Source organism: Niallia sp. Man26, assembly GCF_022049065.2.
GTDB lineage: Bacteria > Bacillota > Bacilli > Bacillales > Cytobacillaceae > Niallia.
Genome location: NZ_CP095743.1, coordinates 2,569,999 through 2,586,957, shown reverse-complemented (window position 1 = coordinate 2,586,957; position 16,959 = coordinate 2,569,999). Strand labels below are relative to the sequence as shown.

Sequence of the window (16,959 nt, the reverse complement as noted above, 5' to 3'; positions counted from 1 at the left end):
GTGAATATCAGTTATATAACAGAATGGGTCACCAATATAATTCTTTTTGTACTGCTTGCAACAGTCATCGATATGCTGCTGCCGAATTCAACATTTCAGAAATATGCGAAGCTCGTTTGCGGTCTGCTGTTGATCACGGTTATCTTAACACCTGTGTTCAAGCTTGTTTCCGGTGACTTTGAACAAGTGCTCAAAGCAGCTACTATCAATCTTCCAGAAGAAAAAAATATAGAAAATTCGATAGAATCGCAAAAAAAAGAAATACAAGCATCACTTGATGAATATACATTAGAAAAAATGGCTGTCCAACTGAAGGAGGATGCCAACAAGGAGTTGATAGCAGATTACGGTGTCGAAATCGATTCGATTAAACTATCGCTGAATGACCAAACAGAGCAAAGCTTTCCAGAGAATTTAGACAAACTTGTCCTCGTCTTGAAAGAGGCAGACGAAAACAATCAGGGGGCAGTGGAAGCAGTCAGCCCAGTATCTATTGACACACAGCAACCCCTTCTTGCAAGCAGTGACAAGGAACAAGTAGATAATGCAGATATTGTTTCATTTCTATCGGGAAAATGGGATGTACCACAAGATAGCATTGACATCCTAGCTAAAGGAGGGGAATAGTGCAGATATGGGAAAAGACAATGAAAATGACCACGAAAAGGACAAGACGCAAGGCCCGATCACCTTTTTGAAAAAGCTGATGTCTGGCAATAACAACAAGAAGCAAAACAAGGCTCAATACTTGATAATAGTCGTCCTGTTTGGAGCGGGAATCATGCTTTTAAGCAATATGTTCTTTAAAAACGACAACTCCGATGTATCTGCATTCAGCCAGAATGCGGAAAACACGTCCGAGCAGGCTGAAGAAGTTTTCGGACAGAAATCAAGCGGTTCATCTGATATTACTGATTACGAGAAACTATATACAGAAAAGATCAAAGAGGCAGTCAATTCAATGGCTGGCGTGAAAGACGCCGTTGTTTATGTGAACATTGATGGCTCTGAGAAAAAGGTATATGAGAAAAATCAGACAACTTCAAGTCAAACAACTGAAGAGGAAGACCCGCAGGGCGGGAAACGAACTGTGGAGGAAAACTCTTCAGAAGAGACGCTCGTTACTGTACCAAATGGAGATAAACAAGTTCCGATTGTGGTGGAAACAAAGAAGCCGACTATTAGAGGTGTTCTCGTCATCGCAAAAGGAGCTGAAAATATAAAAGTAAAAAGCATGATAGTCGAGGCTGTAACAAGGGCTTTAGATGTCCCAAGCCATCGGGTATCTGTTCAAGCAAAACAAAACTAAGGGGGATTCATAAATGTTATTGAAAAAACAAACTGTATGGTTATTGACAATGTTAAGCTTAGTGGTTGTATTGACTGTGTACTACACAACATCACCAGAACAGACAAATGAATTTGCTGCTACAGAAAGTAAGCAATCAGAAGATACAGCCAAGGAAAATGCAGCTGGAACTGAAAATGCTGAGCAAAGTGCAGAAACAAAAGGAGCAGAGGATGGCAGCTCTGTATCTACAGTCGCTTCAGATGAAGTGTTTGAAGAAATGCGCCTGCAACTTGATGAACAGCGCAGCAAGGAAGAAGAACAGCTGACAGAGACAATTTCAGAGGCAAAAACAGCAGAAGAGAAAAGTGCAGCTCAAGACAAAATTGATGAAATAAGAACACTTTCCGATAATGAAAAAATGGTGGAAACACTGATAAAAGCAGAAAATTATGAGGATGTACTTGTCCGCACTGTTGACGGCAAAGTTAATGTCACTGTAAAAGCAGAAGAGCTTTCTGCAGAAGCTGCAAATGATATTGTTCAGTTAGTAAGAGAAAACTTAAATCAGCCGAACGCATTTGTAGCAGTTACATTCGATCCAAAATAAGAAATTGCCGGCAAAAAGGAAAAGGCGACTTTTCCTTTTTGCTCTTTTTATGTCAAAACAGAAAATATGCTGTGAATAGTTATTTTCAGCAGAAAATGGTATGATAATTTAGCAGAAGGAATAAAAAACTGCAAGAAAAATGATACTGAATGATAGAAGTGGTTGAACTATTAGAAGGTCTTATCGTATGATATTAGTAGCTAGTCATAAAGAAATGTAATTAAAGGAGTGCAAGAATAGCATGTTGAAAATAGAAGAAATTAAGGATTTAATCAACCTAATCAATGATTCAAACATCAGCGACTTTGTATATGAGAACGAAGGAGCAAAGGTAGAAATCAAAAAAAATCGCCCTGAAGTGCAAGCAGTAGCAGCTGTAAGTGCACCAGCACCAGTACCTCAAGTTCAAGCAGTTCAGCCTCAAGCTGTGCAAGCTGCTCCAGAAGCTAAGCAAGCAGATGTAGCAGCAGAGAACCTACATAAGGTAACTTCTCCGATGGTAGGGACATTTTATCAATCAGCAACACCAGATGCTGCTGCATATGTTTCAGTTGGAGATAAAGTGTCAAAAGATACAGTAGTATGTATTGTGGAAGCAATGAAGCTATTCAATGAAATCACGGCTGAGGTTGAAGGGGAAATTGTCGAGATTCTTGTTAAAGACGGCGAGCTAGTAGAATATGGTGAACCTTTATTCTTAGTGAAGGCACTGTAAGAAGAGAGGGTTTAACATATGATTAAGAAACTGTTAATCGCAAACAGAGGAGAAATTGCGGTCCGCATTATTAGAGCGTGCCGTGAAATGAATATTGAAACAGTAGCAGTCTACTCAGAAGCAGACAGAGAAGCGCTTCATGTCCAGCTTGCAGACGAAGCTATCTGCATTGGGCCGACTTCTTCAAAGGAAAGCTATCTAAACTTTACAAACATCATCAGTGCAGCAATGCTGACTGGCAGTGATGCCATCCATCCAGGCTACGGATTTTTGGCAGAAAATGCTGACTTTGCGGAGCTTTGCCGTGACTGCAATATCACCTTCGTTGGACCAAGTCCAGAGGCGATCAATAAGATGGGAACAAAAGACATTGCCAGAGAAACAATGCGTGAAGCTGGTGTGCCGATTGTACCAGGCTCACAAGGTATCATTAAAGATTTAGAAGATGGTATCAGCTTAGCAGAGAAAATCGGCTATCCTGTTATTATTAAAGCAACTGCAGGCGGCGGTGGTAAAGGTATCCGTGTTGCCAGAACAAAAGAAGAGCTGATTAGTGGAATCAACATTACTCAGCAGGAAGCTTTGACAGCTTTCGGTAATGCTGGTGTATACTTGGAGAAGTTTATTGAAGACTTCCGCCATGTAGAGCTGCAGGTACTTGCTGATAACTATGGCCATGTTATTCACTTAGGTGAAAGAGACTGCTCTATCCAAAGAAGACTGCAAAAGTTGCTGGAAGAGACGCCTTCTCCTGTTTTGACAGAAGAAATTCGCAATAAAATGGGAGCTGCAGCAGTTAAAGCGGCAGAGGCAGTACAATATTCTGGTGCAGGTACAGTTGAGTTCATTTATGATTATCAAAACGAACAATTCTATTTCATGGAAATGAATACACGTATTCAAGTGGAACATCCGGTTACAGAAATGGTCACAGGTATTGATTTGATAAAAGAGCAAATACTAGTAGCATCTGGAAAACCATTGGCTATTACGCAAAAGGATGTAGAATTTAACGGATGGGCAATCGAATGCCGCATCAATGCTGAAAATCCAGCTAAGAACTTTATGCCTTCTGCCGGGAAAATCAATATGTACCTTCCGCCGGGCGGTTTAGGTGTTCGTGTTGATTCAGCAGCGTATCCTGGTTATACGATCCCGCCGTATTATGACAGCATGATTGCTAAAGTTATTACATATGGCGCAACAAGAGAAGAAGCAATATCACGTATGAAGCGTGCTCTTAGTGAATTCGTCATTGAGGGTGTTCATACGACAATCCCATTTCACTTGAAACTCCTTAATCATGAAAAATTTGTGGAAGGAAACTTCAACACAAAATTTTTAGAGATGTATGATTTGATGAAATCTGAAGATTAAAGGGAGGAACCAATATGAGCGAATCAACTATTTTAGATATGAACCAGGATTTTAACGGCTTAGGAAAAGTTGAAATTGCCCCTGAAGTCATAGAAGTAATCGCTGGAATTGCCGCATCTGAAGTGGAGGGCGTAGCCCAAATGAGAGGAAACTTTGCCTCTGGTGTTGTAGAAAAGCTTGGGAAAAAGCTGCACAACAAAGGAGTTAAGGTAGAACTTGCAGATGAAGGTATCAAGGTGGATGTTTATTGTGTCATGAATTTTGGCGTTTCCATCCCGCAAGTGGCACAGCAAATACAAGATAATATTCGCCAAACACTGATCAATATGACGGCGTTAGTGGCTGAAGAAATAAATATACATGTGGTTGGCGTTCAGTTTGAGAATGCTAAGCAAGATACAGAAACACAGCAAGAGATGTAAAAAAATAAGCTGCTATTAGGATATGCTTAACTTTCTATACATTTAGCGTTCCAAACTATGTGTAGAGAAGTAGCTATCCATGGCAGCTTTTTTCTTTGTCTGATTCATTCGTGAATAGCAGTTTCAAGCTATATATGCTATTATCTTTTTAGCAATGTTTGCAAAAATAGCATGAATGAGATCAAATAGTATAAAAATAAGAGTCCATGACAGGATTTTTTAGAGAAAAACATGACAAGCATGCAAATTACATGCAAGTGTTTAAAGGAGCATAAAGGAAATGAAAAGAAGAACGGCAAGAGAAAAGGCGCTTCAAGCATTATTTCAAATTGACCTGAGCGATATAGACAAAAATGAGGCAATCATCCATGCATTAGACGGAGAAAAGCCGGATGCCTATTTGTCTGCACTGGTGAATGGTGTGCTGGACAACCAGTTATCTATTGACGAGCATATTAAGAAGCACTTGGAAAACTGGACGATTGAAAGAATTGCCAATGTCGACAGAAATCTGCTTCGCATAGCTGTTTATGAACTTGTTTACAATACAGAGGAAGTGCCGCAAAATGTAGTAATTGATGAAGCGGTAGAAATTGCAAAAGCATATGGTGATGATAAATCAAGCAAGTTTGTTAATGGCATCCTTTCTAAAATTAAAAACAGTTTGTAAGGCTTGACTAAAGGGAATAAAAGAGTGCATGCCAAATAGGGCTTACTCGTCATTCGAAAGGGAAAAGCAGGACTTCTGCCATTCCCTTTTATCCTGTATAGGAGCGTTATATAATGGAAAATAGATATTTAACAATACAAGCATTAACAAAATACATAAAAAGAAAATTTGATGCAGATCCCCATTTGCAACATGTCCATGTCAAAGGAGAAATATCCAATTTCAAACAGCATAGCAGCGGGCATATGTACTTTACATTAAAGGATGATAAAGCAAGAATTCTTGCCGTTATGTTTTCAAGAAACGCACAAGGCATGAAATTCAAGCCTGAAAACGGCATGAAGGTACTTGTAAAGGCATCTGTTACCGTATATGAGCAAAGCGGTCAATACCAAATGTATGTGCAAGAAATGAGGCCAGACGGTGTCGGCGACTTGTATTTGGCATATGAACAGCTAAAGAAAAAATTGGAGGCAAGTGGACTGTTTTCTCCTACATATAAACAAGCAATCCCAAAATATCCTGATACAATCGGGATTATCACTTCTCCTACAGGTGCAGCCATCAGAGATATACTCATCACCATCAAAAGGCGTTATCCAATCGCTAAAATCATCATTTTTCCTGCACTAGTTCAAGGAGAGGCAGCAGCATCTTCTATTGTAAAAGCAATTGAAAAAGCTAACAATCTAACGGGCCCATCCATTGATGTATTGATTGTCGGAAGAGGCGGCGGTTCGATTGAGGAGCTTTGGGCATTTAATGAAGAAGCTGTTGCTAATGCTATATTTGCATCGAAAGTTCCGATTATATCTGCTGTAGGGCATGAAACAGACTTCACGATCGCTGACTTTGTTGCAGATTTGAGAGCTCCAACGCCAACTGGAGCAGCCGAAATGGCAGCACCGCATATGGAAGAGCTTATGGAAAGAGTGCTGACCCGTAAGGCAAGGCTCATTCGCGGAATGAAAGAAAGGGTCGACAAGGAAAAGCACAGACTCGGAAAGATGGAAAAATCATATGCCTTTCGTTATCCAAAGCTACTCCTTGACCAAAAGATGGAACAATTGGATAGGCAAAATGAATTATTGCAGCGCAATATTAAAAAGCTGCTTGCATCAAATGAAGAGAAGCAGGAAGTTCTGGCACGCCGCCTTCTCAGACGTCATCCACAAGAGCTGCTGAGTCTTGCAGAAAAGGACCGAATCAGCCTAGAAAAAAACCTTGTTCGAAATATGAGTTTAATATACCAGAACAAAGCACAGATGTTTCATTCCATCATTGGCAAAATGGATGCATTGAGTCCATTGAAAATCATGGAAAGAGGCTATAATCTTGCTTATTCAACTGAAGGGAAATTAATTTCCAGCATAAAACAAGTAACCGAAAATGAAAAAATAGAACTGCGGCTTTCGGATGGAACAGTAAAAGCTCAAGTGACATCTATTAAGGAGTGAATAAATATGTCTAAAATAACCGGCTTATCCTTTGAAGAAGCGATGGAAGAGCTAGAAAAGATTGTGGAAAAGCTTGAGGAAGGCGATGTGCCTCTTGAGGAAGCAATCAATACTTACAAAAGAGGGATGGAACTATCGAAGTTTTGTCATGATAAACTAAAAAATGTGGAAGAACAGCTTGCAGAAGTTGTCCTCGATAATGGACAAAAAGAAGCATTTTCCATAGGCGAGGAGGAATAAGCGCTTGTCCGGACTTTCTTTAGCAGCTTTTACAGAAAAATATAAAAAACTAGTTGAACAGCAATTAAAAGACAGCGTTTCACAACTGGCAGCCCCGGAAGTTATTCTAGATTCCATGCACTATTCTCTTTCTGCCGGCGGCAAGCGCATCCGCCCGTTGCTCACTTTCGCCACAATGGCGGCTTTTGGGAAAGATCCCGAATCTGGACTTATACCCGCTGCGGCAATTGAAATGATACATACATATTCATTGATTCATGATGATCTGCCAAGCATGGATGATGATGATTTGCGAAGAGGTATTCCTACTAACCATAAAGTCTATGGTGAAGCTATTGCCATTCTTGCAGGAGACGCCTTACTTACATACAGCTTTCAGCTTGTAACAAGCATGAAAGACACTGACGCAGATAAAAAAATTAAAGTGCTGGAAATTATTGCGAAGGCTGCAGGTGCTGAAGGTATGGTCGGCGGTCAAGTCGGCGATATTGAAGGGGAAGGAAAACAGCTTTCTAAACAAGATCTTGAATATATCCATGTCCATAAAACAGGCAAAATGCTCGAGGCAAGTGTCTTAGTCGGCGCTCATCTTGCAGACGCAAAAAGCGAGCAGATTGAGCTTTTAACAGCTTTTGCTTATCACTTAGGTCTAGCCTTCCAAATCAGAGATGATATTTTAGATGTAGAGGGCGATGAAGAACTGATCGGCAAGCCTCTTGGAAGTGATGAAGATAATCATAAGAGTACATATCCCGCTCTCCTGACAATGGACGGGGCAAAAAAAGAGCTCGCTTATCATATTGCTGCTGCTAAGGAAAAGCTCGCCGGTTTATCGCTGGAAACTAAACTGTTGGAGGAAATGACAGATTTAGTCGGTAATCGTAACAGCTAAAAACATGTTTAACTAATAATTGAATTAGGGTATATTTGGGAAAAGACACTTCTTTTTTAAGGACAAGTTAACCCTGCTACGTAAAGAATATACGTAAATACGACCGTTATCACTTTGTGTTAGCGGTTATTTTTAGGAGCTTTATGTTAAAATAAACATGAATGGTACTTTTTATGTGAAAAAGGTGTTCGGATTTAAGTTTTCTTTTTTAATATATATTTACCACTTAGTAAGAACTATATAGAATTACTTCCTATTAAGGATGTTTGAATGGTATAATACATATTTAATATGTATAGCTAATAATAAAGGTTAGATGATAATAAAGCATACATAATTTTAATTTATTTATAAAAAAGGAAATAAACACGGTTTTTTATATAAGGTTTAAATTGAAGGAAAGAGAGTTGTTAACGATGGATTTATCGTCAATAAAGAATCCAGCCTTTCTCAAAGACCTATCGATCGAAGAACTTGAGAAGTTGAGTGAAGAGGTTCGTCATTTTTTAATAAATAAACTGTCGGATAAGGGCGGACATCTCGGTCCGAATTTAGGTGTAGTCGAGTTGACAATCGCATTGCATAAATGTTTTGATAGCCCGAAAGACAAGTTTATTTGGGATGTAGGACATCAAGCATATGTGCATAAAATCTTGACAGGCAGAGCGAAGGATTTTGATACGCTCAGACAATATAAAGGGTTATCAGGATTTCCAAAAATGAATGAAAGCGAGCATGATGTTTGGGAAACTGGTCACAGCTCTACCTCTTTATCAGCGGCAATGGGTATGGCAGTTGCTCGTGATTTGAAGAAGGAAGACTCTTATGTTGTGCCAATCATTGGTGATGGTGCTTTAACAGGCGGAATGGCGTTAGAAGCTTTAAACCATATTGGCGATGAGAAAACTAATATGATTGTGATTCTTAACGACAATGAAATGAGCATTGCACCAAATGTTGGAGCATTGCATCATGTGCTTGGAAGACTGCGGACAGCCGGTAAATATCAATGGGCGAAAGATGAACTGGAAATGCTCATGAAAAAAATCCCCGCAGTTGGCGGGAAGCTGGCAGCGACAGCAGAAAGAATTAAAGACAGTCTAAAATATCTGCTTGTTTCTGGTGTGTTCTTTGAAGAGCTTGGCTTCACATACCTAGGTCCGGTCGACGGCCATAACTATGAAGATTTAATGGAACATTTGAATTATGCAAAGAAAACGGAAGGCCCGGTCCTTTTGCATGTATTGACGAAAAAAGGCAAAGGCTTTTCACCTGCTGAGAAGGATAAGGTCGGCACATGGCATGGAACAGGTCCATATAAAATTGAGACAGGTGCTCTAGTGAAGCCTGCCAATACTGCCCCAGCATGGAGCAAACTTGTCAGTGATACGGTGCTTAAGCTTGCTAGACAGGATGAAAGAATTGTCGCCATTACGCCTGCCATGCCTGTTGGGTCTAAACTTGAAGCCTTTGCGCAAGAGTTTCCGGACAGAATGCTAGATGTGGGAATTGCAGAACAGCATGCAGTTACACTTGCAGCAGGGCTTGCAACCCAAAACATGAAGCCGTTTTTGGCGATTTATTCTACTTTTCTGCAAAGAGCATATGACCAGATGCTTCACGATGTATGCAGACAAAATCTGAACGTCTTTATTGGTATTGACCGCTCAGGACTTGTAGGTGCAGACGGAGAGACACATCAAGGTGTGTATGACATTTCCTTCCTTCGCCATATGCCGAATTTAGTAATAATGATGCCGAAAGACGAGAACGAAGGTCAGCATATGGTTCATACAGCGCTTAGCTACAATGATGGACCGATTGCAATGAGATTCCCTCGAGGTAACGGGCTTGGTGTTCCGATGGACGAAACATTACAGTCAATTCCAATTGGAACTTGGGAAGTGCTGAGAGAAGGCACAGATGCAGCTATTTTGACATTCGGTACAACAATCGGAATGGCGATGAAAGCTGCTGAAATTCTTGAAAAGCAAGGAACATCTGTTAAAGTCATTAATGCAAGATTTATCAAGCCATTGGATGAGCAGATGCTAAATGAATTGTTCAAACTCCAAATGCCAATATTAACAATAGAAGAAGCAGTATTGCAAGGCGGTTTTGGCAGCTATGTTCTTGAATATGCACAAGGAGCTGGCTTTGGGTCTACTGTTATTGACAGAATGGGAATTCCTGATCAATTTATAGAGCATGGAGATGTTGATTCCTTGTTGGCAGAAATTCACTTAACAACAGAAGAAGCGGTTAAAAGAATTAACTCGATTGCGAGAAAAAAACAAAAAAGGGCTTAGATAATAGATGAAGAAAGAACGCATTGATGTTTTATTAGTCGAGCAAGGATTATTTGAAACGAGAGAAAAAGCAAAGAGAGCCATCATGGCAGGAATTGTGTATTGTGATGAGGAGAGACTGGATAAGCCGGGCGAAAAAATCCCGGCAGAATCCAAGCTTACTGTCAAAGGAAAAACACTGAAATATGTGAGCCGCGGCGGCTTGAAGCTGGAAAAAGCACTGGAAGTCTTTGATTTAACAGCTCAAGACAAAGTTTTGCTCGATATAGGCGCGTCAACAGGTGGTTTTACAGATTGCGCCTTACAAAATGGTGCGAAAATGTCCTATGCACTTGATGTGGGCTATAACCAGCTTGCCTGGAAGCTTAGACAAGATGAAAGAGTAGTTGTAATGGAGCGCACTAACTTCCGTTATGTTACTCCTGCAGATTTAGAAGGAGAAATGCCGAATTTTGCATCCATCGATGTTTCTTTCATTTCTTTAAAGCTGATTCTTCCTGTGTTGAAAACCTTGCTGGTTTCTGGCAGTGATATTATTGCATTAGTTAAGCCGCAGTTTGAGGCAGGCAGAGAGCAAGTCGGCAAAAAGGGAATTGTCCGCGATAAAAAGGTTCATATGGATGTACTCGAAACGATTATTGAGTTTTCGAAGAAGGAAGGCTATCAAATCAAAAACCTGTCCTTTTCACCGATAACAGGCGGAGATGGGAACATTGAATTCCTTCTCCATTTATATTGGTCTGAAAATCAAGACGGAACAGATGCACAAATCCACATAAAAGAAGTCGTAGATTCTGCACATGAGGAACTGAAAAAAGCAAAGCAGTAAGTTAATAGGGACTCTTCTGAAAGGAATAAGTTCACACTTATTCCTTTTTGGATTGCAAAAGAATACATACAAATTATAGAATAAAGATACAATGAATATACAAGGATTAAGAAGGTTTTTGTCAAACGATGGCGAAATATAGGAGTATAGACTTTAAAGTCTGCATAATGCAGACAAAAAAATGTACTTAACTAAAAACTTTTTAAATCACAACTCTAAAAAAAGTGGACAAATTGTCCATAAAGGAATGATAGATATGAATAAAGGCCAAAGGCATATAAAAATAAGAGATATTATTGCCAATAATGAAATAGAAACACAGGATGATCTTGTAGATGAGCTGAAGAATGCTGGTTATAATGTGACACAAGCAACTGTTTCAAGAGATATTAAGGAGCTTCATCTTGTAAAGGTGCCGTTGCAGGACGGCCGCTACAAATACAGCTTGCCGGCAGACCAGCGCTTTAATCCGCTGCAGAAACTAAAAAGAACGCTAATGGATGCATTCGTAAAAATTGATTCTGCAGGAAATTTGCTCGTATTGAAATCACTTCCTGGCAATGCACAAGCAATCGGTGCGCTGATCGATAACCTTGATTGGGATGAGATTTTAGGGACCATTTGTGGAGATGACACATGTCTTATTATTTGCCGTACTGCAGAAGACGGACAAACGATTACAGACCGCTTTCTTGATATGTTGTAAAAGAGGTGACATATTTTGCTTAATGAATTATCAATTAAAAATTTTGCCATAATAGAATCCTTATCCGTCTCCTTTCAAAAAGGATTGACCGTTCTAACAGGGGAAACAGGTGCTGGGAAATCCATTATTATTGATGCGATAAATTTGCTTGTAGGCGGCAGGGGTTCTGCTGAATTTGTTCGCCATGGGGAAGAAAAGGCAGAAATAGAAGGGCTTTTTTATATTGAAAATGGCCATCCTTGCTTTCAGAAAATGGAAGAGTTCGGAATAGATATCGAGGAAGGAACCATTATCTTGAGAAGAGATATCTCCGTTTCAGGCAAAAGTGTTTGCCGAATAAACGGAAAGCTTATAACGATTTCCACATTGAGGGAAATCGGCTCAAGCCTTATTGATATCCATGGCCAGCATGAGCATCAGGAATTGATGGATGAAACGAAACATCTCATGCTTCTGGATACGTATGCTCATACAGAACTCGCCCCTGTGCTAAAGGAATATGAAGCATTATACCGTTCGTATACTCAAACACAAAAAAAGCTTATGAACTTGACTGAAAATGAACAGCAGATGGCTCATCGTTTGGATTTATTAACCTTTCAGCATCAGGAAATTATTAATGCCAATCTGCAAAAGAATGAAGATGAAGAATTGCTGGAGGAAAGAAAAAAGCTCGGCAATTTTGAGAGAATCTTCGAAAGCATTCAAACAAGCTATACTGCCTTAAAGGGAGAACAAAAGGGATTAGACTGGCTTGGTGAAGTGATGGGGCATATGGAAGAAGCAGCAAGCCTTGATCCAGAGTATAAAGAGATTGCAGATTCTGTATCTAACAGTTTTTACATACTGGAGGATGTTGCAAGCAGGCTTCGAAACAGTCTTGATTATCTTGAATATGACCCTGAACGGCTCAATAGTATAGAATCCAGATTGAATGAGATAAATTCACTAAAACGTAAATATGGAAAATCCGTTGACGAAATATTGGAATATGCCGCTAAAATTGAAGAGGAGCTCGAAACACTCCAAAATAAAGAAACACATATTGATATGCTTGAAAAAGAATTATTAAGCATCAAAAAGGATTTGTTAGTAGAAGCAAATGAGCTTAGTTCTCTTCGCAAAAAAGCTGCACTCCGATTGACAGAAGACATTCATCAAGAACTGAAACAGCTGTATATGGAAAAGACAGTGTTTGAAGTCAGAATTAATGCGGATGATGATAATGTAACTAAATCTGGTATGGATGATGTGGAGTTTTATATTTCAACAAATCCGGGCGAGCCGCTTAAGCCATTGTCTAAAATTGTTTCAGGCGGTGAATTGTCGAGAATGATGCTTGCATTAAAGAGTATTTTTTCTAAGCATCAAGGCGTGACGTCGATTATCTTTGACGAAGTGGATACAGGTGTCAGCGGTAGAGTTGCACAAGCGATTGCTGAAAAGATATCCAAAGTTGCAGCAGGTTCACAGGTGCTTTGCATATCCCATATGCCGCAAGTGGCAGCCATGGCAGATACCCATCTTTATATTGCTAAAGCCATTCATGATGGAAGAACTTCGACGACTGTCACTCCATTGGCAAAACAAGATAAAGTAAAAGAAATTGCCCGAATGATATCCGGAACAGAAATTACCGATTTGACAAAAAAACATGCAAAAGAGCTGTTAAAATTAGCCCAAAAGGTCAAGAATAATGGATAGAACAAGGAAAACCTCTGTTTAACAGGGGTTTTCTATTTTTACTAAGGAACTTTTGAGTATGCTTTTAGCTATTCAAGTTTTACAAAATTACTATTACTAACCAAAGTGTGCAGGTTTTTTATAGTTTTTACAGTAATAAATGACCGCCATGCAGGCAAACTTATATATAAGCCACAAGTTTGGTGACAAGAAGCGAGGAGAGTGAATGATTTGAAAATGGATTTCCTTAGAAAAATAATTGGTGGAATTCTCCTTGTTTCATTAATATCTTTAAGTTTCAATAAACCCTTTCAACAATATCTTCATATCCCAAAAAGCGTCACTATCTTTGAAGGCCAAAATACAGTGATAAACAGTTCATCGATACCTGCATCAAGCATGATGACAGAGGACAATTCAGTCGTTGCCTTAAGTCAAGATGAAGGGAAGTATTCGCTGCATGGTGAAGAGAATGGTAAAAACGAAATGGTTTTAGAGCTGGCAGGCTTTCCGATAAAAAAAGTTGATGTGAATGTTTTAAAAGACTTTAAAGTTATCCCAGGCGGACAATCCATCGGGGTAAAATTAAATACAGTTGGCGTATTAATCGTCGGCCATCATCAGGTGAACACGGAAAATGGCAAAGCTTCCCCTGGTGAAAAGGCTGGCATAAAAGTTGGAGATATGATTACAGAAATCAATGGCAAACAAATCGAAAAAATGGCGGACGTAGCACCATTTGTCCAAAGTGCAGGCGAAACTGGAGATCCGCTTAACTTAACAATAATGAGAGAAAAAGAAAAAATCAAAACAAAATTGGTTCCTTTAAAAGAAAAAGGATCAAGCACATATAAATTGGGGTTATATATTAGAGATTCAGCAGCTGGAATTGGAACGATGACGTTCTATCATCCGCAATCAAAAAAATATGGAGCTTTAGGCCATGTCATTTCTGATATGGATACGAAAAAGCCAATAGTTGTCGATGACGGAGAAATTTTGCGATCGACTGTTACAAGCATAGAAAAAGGGGAAAATGGCAATCCAGGTGAAAAGCTGGCGAGATTTTCTTCCGATAAAGAAGTAATTGGTAATATTACAACAAACAGCCCATTCGGAATTTTTGGTGAACTAAATAGAGGTATCTCCAATGGAGTGATGGATAAAGCAATGCCGATTACCTTATCCGACCAAGTGAAAGAAGGACCGGCTCAAATTCTTACTGTTGTTGATAATGACGAAGTGAAATTGTTTGATATAGAAGTGGTCAGCTCTGTGCCGCAGAAATTCCCAGCAACAAAAGGGATGGTTATCAAGGTAACAGACAAGGAGCTTCTGAAGAAAACAGGAGGAATTGTGCAAGGAATGAGCGGCAGCCCTATCATTCAGGACGGTAAGCTTATCGGAGCAGTTACCCATGTTTTTGTTAATGACCCGACTAGTGGATATGGTGTTCATATTGAATGGATGCTGAATGAAGCTGGAATTGACATTTATGAGGAAAACAAGCAGAAGGCTTCCTAAATGAAAAGAAGCGCACCAATTAGGTGCGCTTTTTTTATAGGTTTGAAAAGATAAATTCAAGCAGCAAACCAATTCCTAGGAACAATCCGAAGAATGTATTTGTTTGGGCTGTTGATTTCATTGCAAGTGGTGTTTCACTGCGGCTGCCTTTAAAGCCTTTGATTGCTTGGATTGGTTTAGCAATACTTAAGAATACAATTAAGAGCCACGGACTGCTTACACCAAATAGGATAATTCCGATAACCCAAATATACGATATGGCAAATAATGCAGCAAGGAGCTGGACAGCTCTTTCAAATCCCATTAAAATCGCAATTGTTTTTCTGCCCCCGAGAGTATCCTCTTCAATATCTCTTATATTGTTAGACAGGTTAATGCAGCCGATTAAAATCGCGATTGGCACAGAAATCAAAATGCTTTGTTCATTAACAAAACCTGTTTGAATATAGAAAGAAATAAGGATGAAAATCGTTCCCATGCAAATGCCAGAAAACAATTCACCAAATGGAGTGTAGGCAATAGGAAGCGGTCCTCCTGTATATAGGTAACCAATTGCCATACCAAGCAGGCCGACAAGAGCAATCCACCAGCTTGTGCTCATACAAATATAAACACCTAAAAGGAGCGAAACAGCATAAAGGCCGACTGCCAAGTTCATAACTGTTTTCGGCTTCATCCCGTGTCTGACAATAGCACCGCCAATCCCAACAGAATCGGCAGTATCCAATCCGCGAATGAAATCATAATATTCATTGAACAAATTCGTAGCTATTTGAATAAACAAACAAGCAAACAGCATCGCCAAAAATAAACCTGGATGAATCTGTTCATATTGTAATGCTAAAACTGTTCCGATAAATACAGGAACAAAAGAAGCAGTTAACGTGTGTGGTCTAGTCAGCTGCCACAATACTTTATGTGTAGGCTGATCGTTCTTTGCAACATTTTCCATAAAAAAAATCCTTTCTGTAAAACCATTCTAAAAAATAATACGATATGCGAAAGTCCATCTTTTATAATAACTTAAATTTCCCGTCAGCAACAAGAGCGTATTCATAAAATCGCCATATTTTTTTAGTTATAAAATACTTATTTTTTTAATGGGGTAAAATTATCAGCTTTTATAACCATTAAAAGCTTTATTCTCACCTAATAAAGGTTGTATAATAAATACATAAAGATTATTCGACAAACACGCACAGAAAGCAGTTAAATGGCGAAAGTGGTCGAAAATAAGAGAATACATGAGAAAAAACGAGTTTTTCTATATTTTTTTATAAAATCAAAGGATTTTTAGTTACTTTGTCGAAATTGTCATTTAGAATAAAAGTAGAAATAGAGAGATATTGGATATTGAGGAGGAAACTATCATTGAAGAAAATACAAGTATGTGTTGTTGATGACAATAGAGAACTTGTTGGATTGCTGGAGGAATACATAAATTCCCAGGAAGATATGGAAGTCGTCGGTGTAGCCCATAACGGTCAGGAGTGTTTGGATCTTCTGGAGGATATACAGCCTGATGTTATGGTATTGGATATAATCATGCCTCATTTAGATGGTTTGGCCGTTCTCGATAGAATGAAGCAATTGAGTATTCCATCCATGCCAAATGTCATTATGCTGACAGCCTTTGGTCAAGAGGATGTCACAAAAAAAGCTGTTGACCTTGGAGCATCTTACTTTATTTTAAAGCCATTCGATATGGATTATTTAGCTAGCCATATCCGCCAGGTGAGCGGCAAATCAAACGGTTTTGTCCGCAAACAAACATCCTCAACATCTTACAGATCACAGCAGCAAGAACAAAAACCAAGAAATCTTGATGCAAGCATCACGAGCATCATCCATGAAATCGGTGTTCCTGCCCATATTAAAGGCTATCTTTATTTAAGGGAAGCTATTTCAATGGTGTATAATGATATTGAATTATTAGGCTCGATTACAAAAGTTCTTTACCCTGATATTGCTAAAAAATATAATACCACTGCGAGCCGTGTAGAGCGGGCAATTCGTCATGCAATTGAAGTGGCGTGGAGCAGAGGCAACATCGATTCCATCTCCACCCTGTTCGGCTACACTGTCAGCATGTCCAAAGCAAAACCGACGAACTCAGAATTTATCGCGATTGTGGCAGATAAGCTGAGATTGGAACATAAGGCTTCCTAATAAAGATTGTCACTAATCTAATAGGTAAATGAAGAAAAGCACTTCCTATTTATTAATGGGAAGTGCTT

General features: G+C 39.3%; 17 protein-coding genes. 16 read left to right on the top strand and 1 reads right to left on the bottom strand.

Annotated elements, in window-relative coordinates; translation table 11 throughout:
- The 15 genes from spoIIIAF to spoIVB all read left to right on the top strand — a co-directional run bounded on the left by spoIIIAF (window position 1) and on the right by spoIVB (window position 14,722).
- A complete protein-coding gene (gene spoIIIAF, locus L8T27_RS13095) occupies window positions 1-627 on the top strand; it encodes a stage III sporulation protein AF (RefSeq protein WP_311315886.1) in 627 nt (208 codons plus the stop codon).
- 7 nt (window positions 628-634) lie between these two features.
- On the top strand, window positions 635-1,309 hold the full coding sequence (spoIIIAG, locus tag L8T27_RS13090) for a stage III sporulation protein AG (protein ID WP_233313200.1): 675 nt from the start codon (window positions 635-637) through the stop codon (window positions 1,307-1,309).
- A gap of 13 nt (window positions 1,310-1,322) precedes the next feature.
- Window positions 1,323-1,898: a SpoIIIAH-like family protein gene (locus L8T27_RS13085; RefSeq protein ID WP_237941692.1), complete on the top strand. Its 576-nt coding sequence runs from the start codon at window positions 1,323-1,325 to the stop codon at window positions 1,896-1,898.
- Between the two features lie 241 nt (window positions 1,899-2,139).
- Window positions 2,140-2,613, top strand: coding sequence for an acetyl-CoA carboxylase biotin carboxyl carrier protein (accB, locus tag L8T27_RS13080; RefSeq protein ID WP_237941691.1), 474 nt, complete (start codon window positions 2,140-2,142; stop codon window positions 2,611-2,613).
- A gap of 18 nt (window positions 2,614-2,631) precedes the next feature.
- Complete coding sequence (accC, locus tag L8T27_RS13075; protein ID WP_233313204.1) at window positions 2,632-3,990, top strand: acetyl-CoA carboxylase biotin carboxylase subunit; 1,359 nt, start codon at window positions 2,632-2,634, stop codon at window positions 3,988-3,990.
- A 14-nt stretch (window positions 3,991-4,004) separates the two neighbouring features.
- Window positions 4,005-4,412 (top strand): Asp23/Gls24 family envelope stress response protein, encoded by a 408-nt coding sequence (locus L8T27_RS13070; RefSeq protein WP_237941690.1) that lies wholly within the window; start codon window positions 4,005-4,007, stop codon window positions 4,410-4,412.
- A gap of 280 nt (window positions 4,413-4,692) precedes the next feature.
- A complete protein-coding gene (gene nusB, locus L8T27_RS13065; RefSeq protein ID WP_233313206.1) occupies window positions 4,693-5,082 on the top strand; it encodes a transcription antitermination factor NusB in 390 nt (129 codons plus the stop codon).
- Window positions 5,083-5,192: 110 nt separating this feature from the next.
- Window positions 5,193-6,539, top strand: a complete 1,347-nt coding sequence (xseA, locus tag L8T27_RS13060) for an exodeoxyribonuclease VII large subunit (RefSeq protein WP_282581437.1) — start codon at window positions 5,193-5,195, stop codon at window positions 6,537-6,539.
- 6 nt (window positions 6,540-6,545) lie between these two features.
- Complete coding sequence (gene xseB / locus L8T27_RS13055) at window positions 6,546-6,779, top strand: exodeoxyribonuclease VII small subunit (protein WP_233313209.1); 234 nt, start codon at window positions 6,546-6,548, stop codon at window positions 6,777-6,779.
- Between the two features lie 4 nt (window positions 6,780-6,783).
- Window positions 6,784-7,671 carry a polyprenyl synthetase family protein gene (locus L8T27_RS13050; protein WP_233313210.1) on the top strand — a complete coding sequence of 296 codons (888 nt, stop codon included), beginning with the start codon at window positions 6,784-6,786 and terminating at the stop codon, window positions 7,669-7,671.
- A 416-nt stretch (window positions 7,672-8,087) separates the two neighbouring features.
- Window positions 8,088-9,980, top strand: a complete 1,893-nt coding sequence (gene dxs, locus L8T27_RS13045; protein ID WP_233313211.1) for a 1-deoxy-D-xylulose-5-phosphate synthase — start codon at window positions 8,088-8,090, stop codon at window positions 9,978-9,980.
- A gap of 7 nt (window positions 9,981-9,987) precedes the next feature.
- A complete protein-coding gene (locus L8T27_RS13040) occupies window positions 9,988-10,809 on the top strand; it encodes a TlyA family RNA methyltransferase (RefSeq protein ID WP_233313212.1) in 822 nt (273 codons plus the stop codon).
- A gap of 256 nt (window positions 10,810-11,065) precedes the next feature.
- Window positions 11,066-11,515 (top strand): transcriptional regulator AhrC/ArgR, encoded by a 450-nt coding sequence (ahrC, locus tag L8T27_RS13035; protein WP_233313215.1) that lies wholly within the window; start codon window positions 11,066-11,068, stop codon window positions 11,513-11,515.
- Between the two features lie 15 nt (window positions 11,516-11,530).
- Window positions 11,531-13,219: a DNA repair protein RecN gene (gene recN, locus L8T27_RS13030; RefSeq protein ID WP_233313216.1), complete on the top strand. Its 1,689-nt coding sequence runs from the start codon at window positions 11,531-11,533 to the stop codon at window positions 13,217-13,219.
- A 216-nt stretch (window positions 13,220-13,435) separates the two neighbouring features.
- The gene (spoIVB, locus tag L8T27_RS13025; RefSeq protein ID WP_411229318.1) at window positions 13,436-14,722 is read left to right on the top strand and encodes a SpoIVB peptidase; all 1,287 of its coding nucleotides are present in this window, start codon (window positions 13,436-13,438) and stop codon (window positions 14,720-14,722) included.
- Window positions 14,723-14,756: 34 nt separating this feature from the next.
- On the opposite strand, the gene L8T27_RS13020 is transcribed toward spoIVB, so the two are convergent.
- Window positions 14,757-15,674, bottom strand: coding sequence for a 1,4-dihydroxy-2-naphthoate polyprenyltransferase (locus tag L8T27_RS13020; RefSeq protein WP_237941688.1), 918 nt, complete (start codon window positions 15,672-15,674; stop codon window positions 14,757-14,759).
- Window positions 15,675-16,093: 419 nt separating this feature from the next.
- Here L8T27_RS13020 and spo0A point away from each other — a divergent pair, with 419 nt between their 5' ends.
- Window positions 16,094-16,891, top strand: coding sequence for a sporulation transcription factor Spo0A (gene spo0A, locus L8T27_RS13015; RefSeq protein ID WP_233313221.1), 798 nt, complete (start codon window positions 16,094-16,096; stop codon window positions 16,889-16,891).
- Window positions 16,892-16,959 lie beyond the last annotated feature (68 nt).

Coding starts and splice junctions, on each gene's coding strand:
- L8T27_RS13020 (WP_237941688.1), bottom strand. CDS start 15,674: ATGGAAAATGTTGCAAAGAACGATCAGCCTACACATAAAGTATTGTGG.
- accC (WP_233313204.1), top strand. CDS start 2,632: ATGATTAAGAAACTGTTAATCGCAAACAGAGGAGAAATTGCGGTCCGC.
- spoIIIAG (WP_233313200.1), top strand. CDS start 635: ATGGGAAAAGACAATGAAAATGACCACGAAAAGGACAAGACGCAAGGC.
- spoIVB (WP_411229318.1), top strand. CDS start 13,436: ATGGATTTCCTTAGAAAAATAATTGGTGGAATTCTCCTTGTTTCATTA.
- dxs (WP_233313211.1), top strand. CDS start 8,088: ATGGATTTATCGTCAATAAAGAATCCAGCCTTTCTCAAAGACCTATCG.
- L8T27_RS13085 (WP_237941692.1), top strand. CDS start 1,323: ATGTTATTGAAAAAACAAACTGTATGGTTATTGACAATGTTAAGCTTA.
- ahrC (WP_233313215.1), top strand. CDS start 11,066: ATGAATAAAGGCCAAAGGCATATAAAAATAAGAGATATTATTGCCAAT.
- L8T27_RS13040 (WP_233313212.1), top strand. CDS start 9,988: ATGAAGAAAGAACGCATTGATGTTTTATTAGTCGAGCAAGGATTATTT.
- L8T27_RS13070 (WP_237941690.1), top strand. CDS start 4,005: ATGAGCGAATCAACTATTTTAGATATGAACCAGGATTTTAACGGCTTA.
- xseB (WP_233313209.1), top strand. CDS start 6,546: ATGTCTAAAATAACCGGCTTATCCTTTGAAGAAGCGATGGAAGAGCTA.
- nusB (WP_233313206.1), top strand. CDS start 4,693: ATGAAAAGAAGAACGGCAAGAGAAAAGGCGCTTCAAGCATTATTTCAA.
- accB (WP_237941691.1), top strand. CDS start 2,140: ATGTTGAAAATAGAAGAAATTAAGGATTTAATCAACCTAATCAATGAT.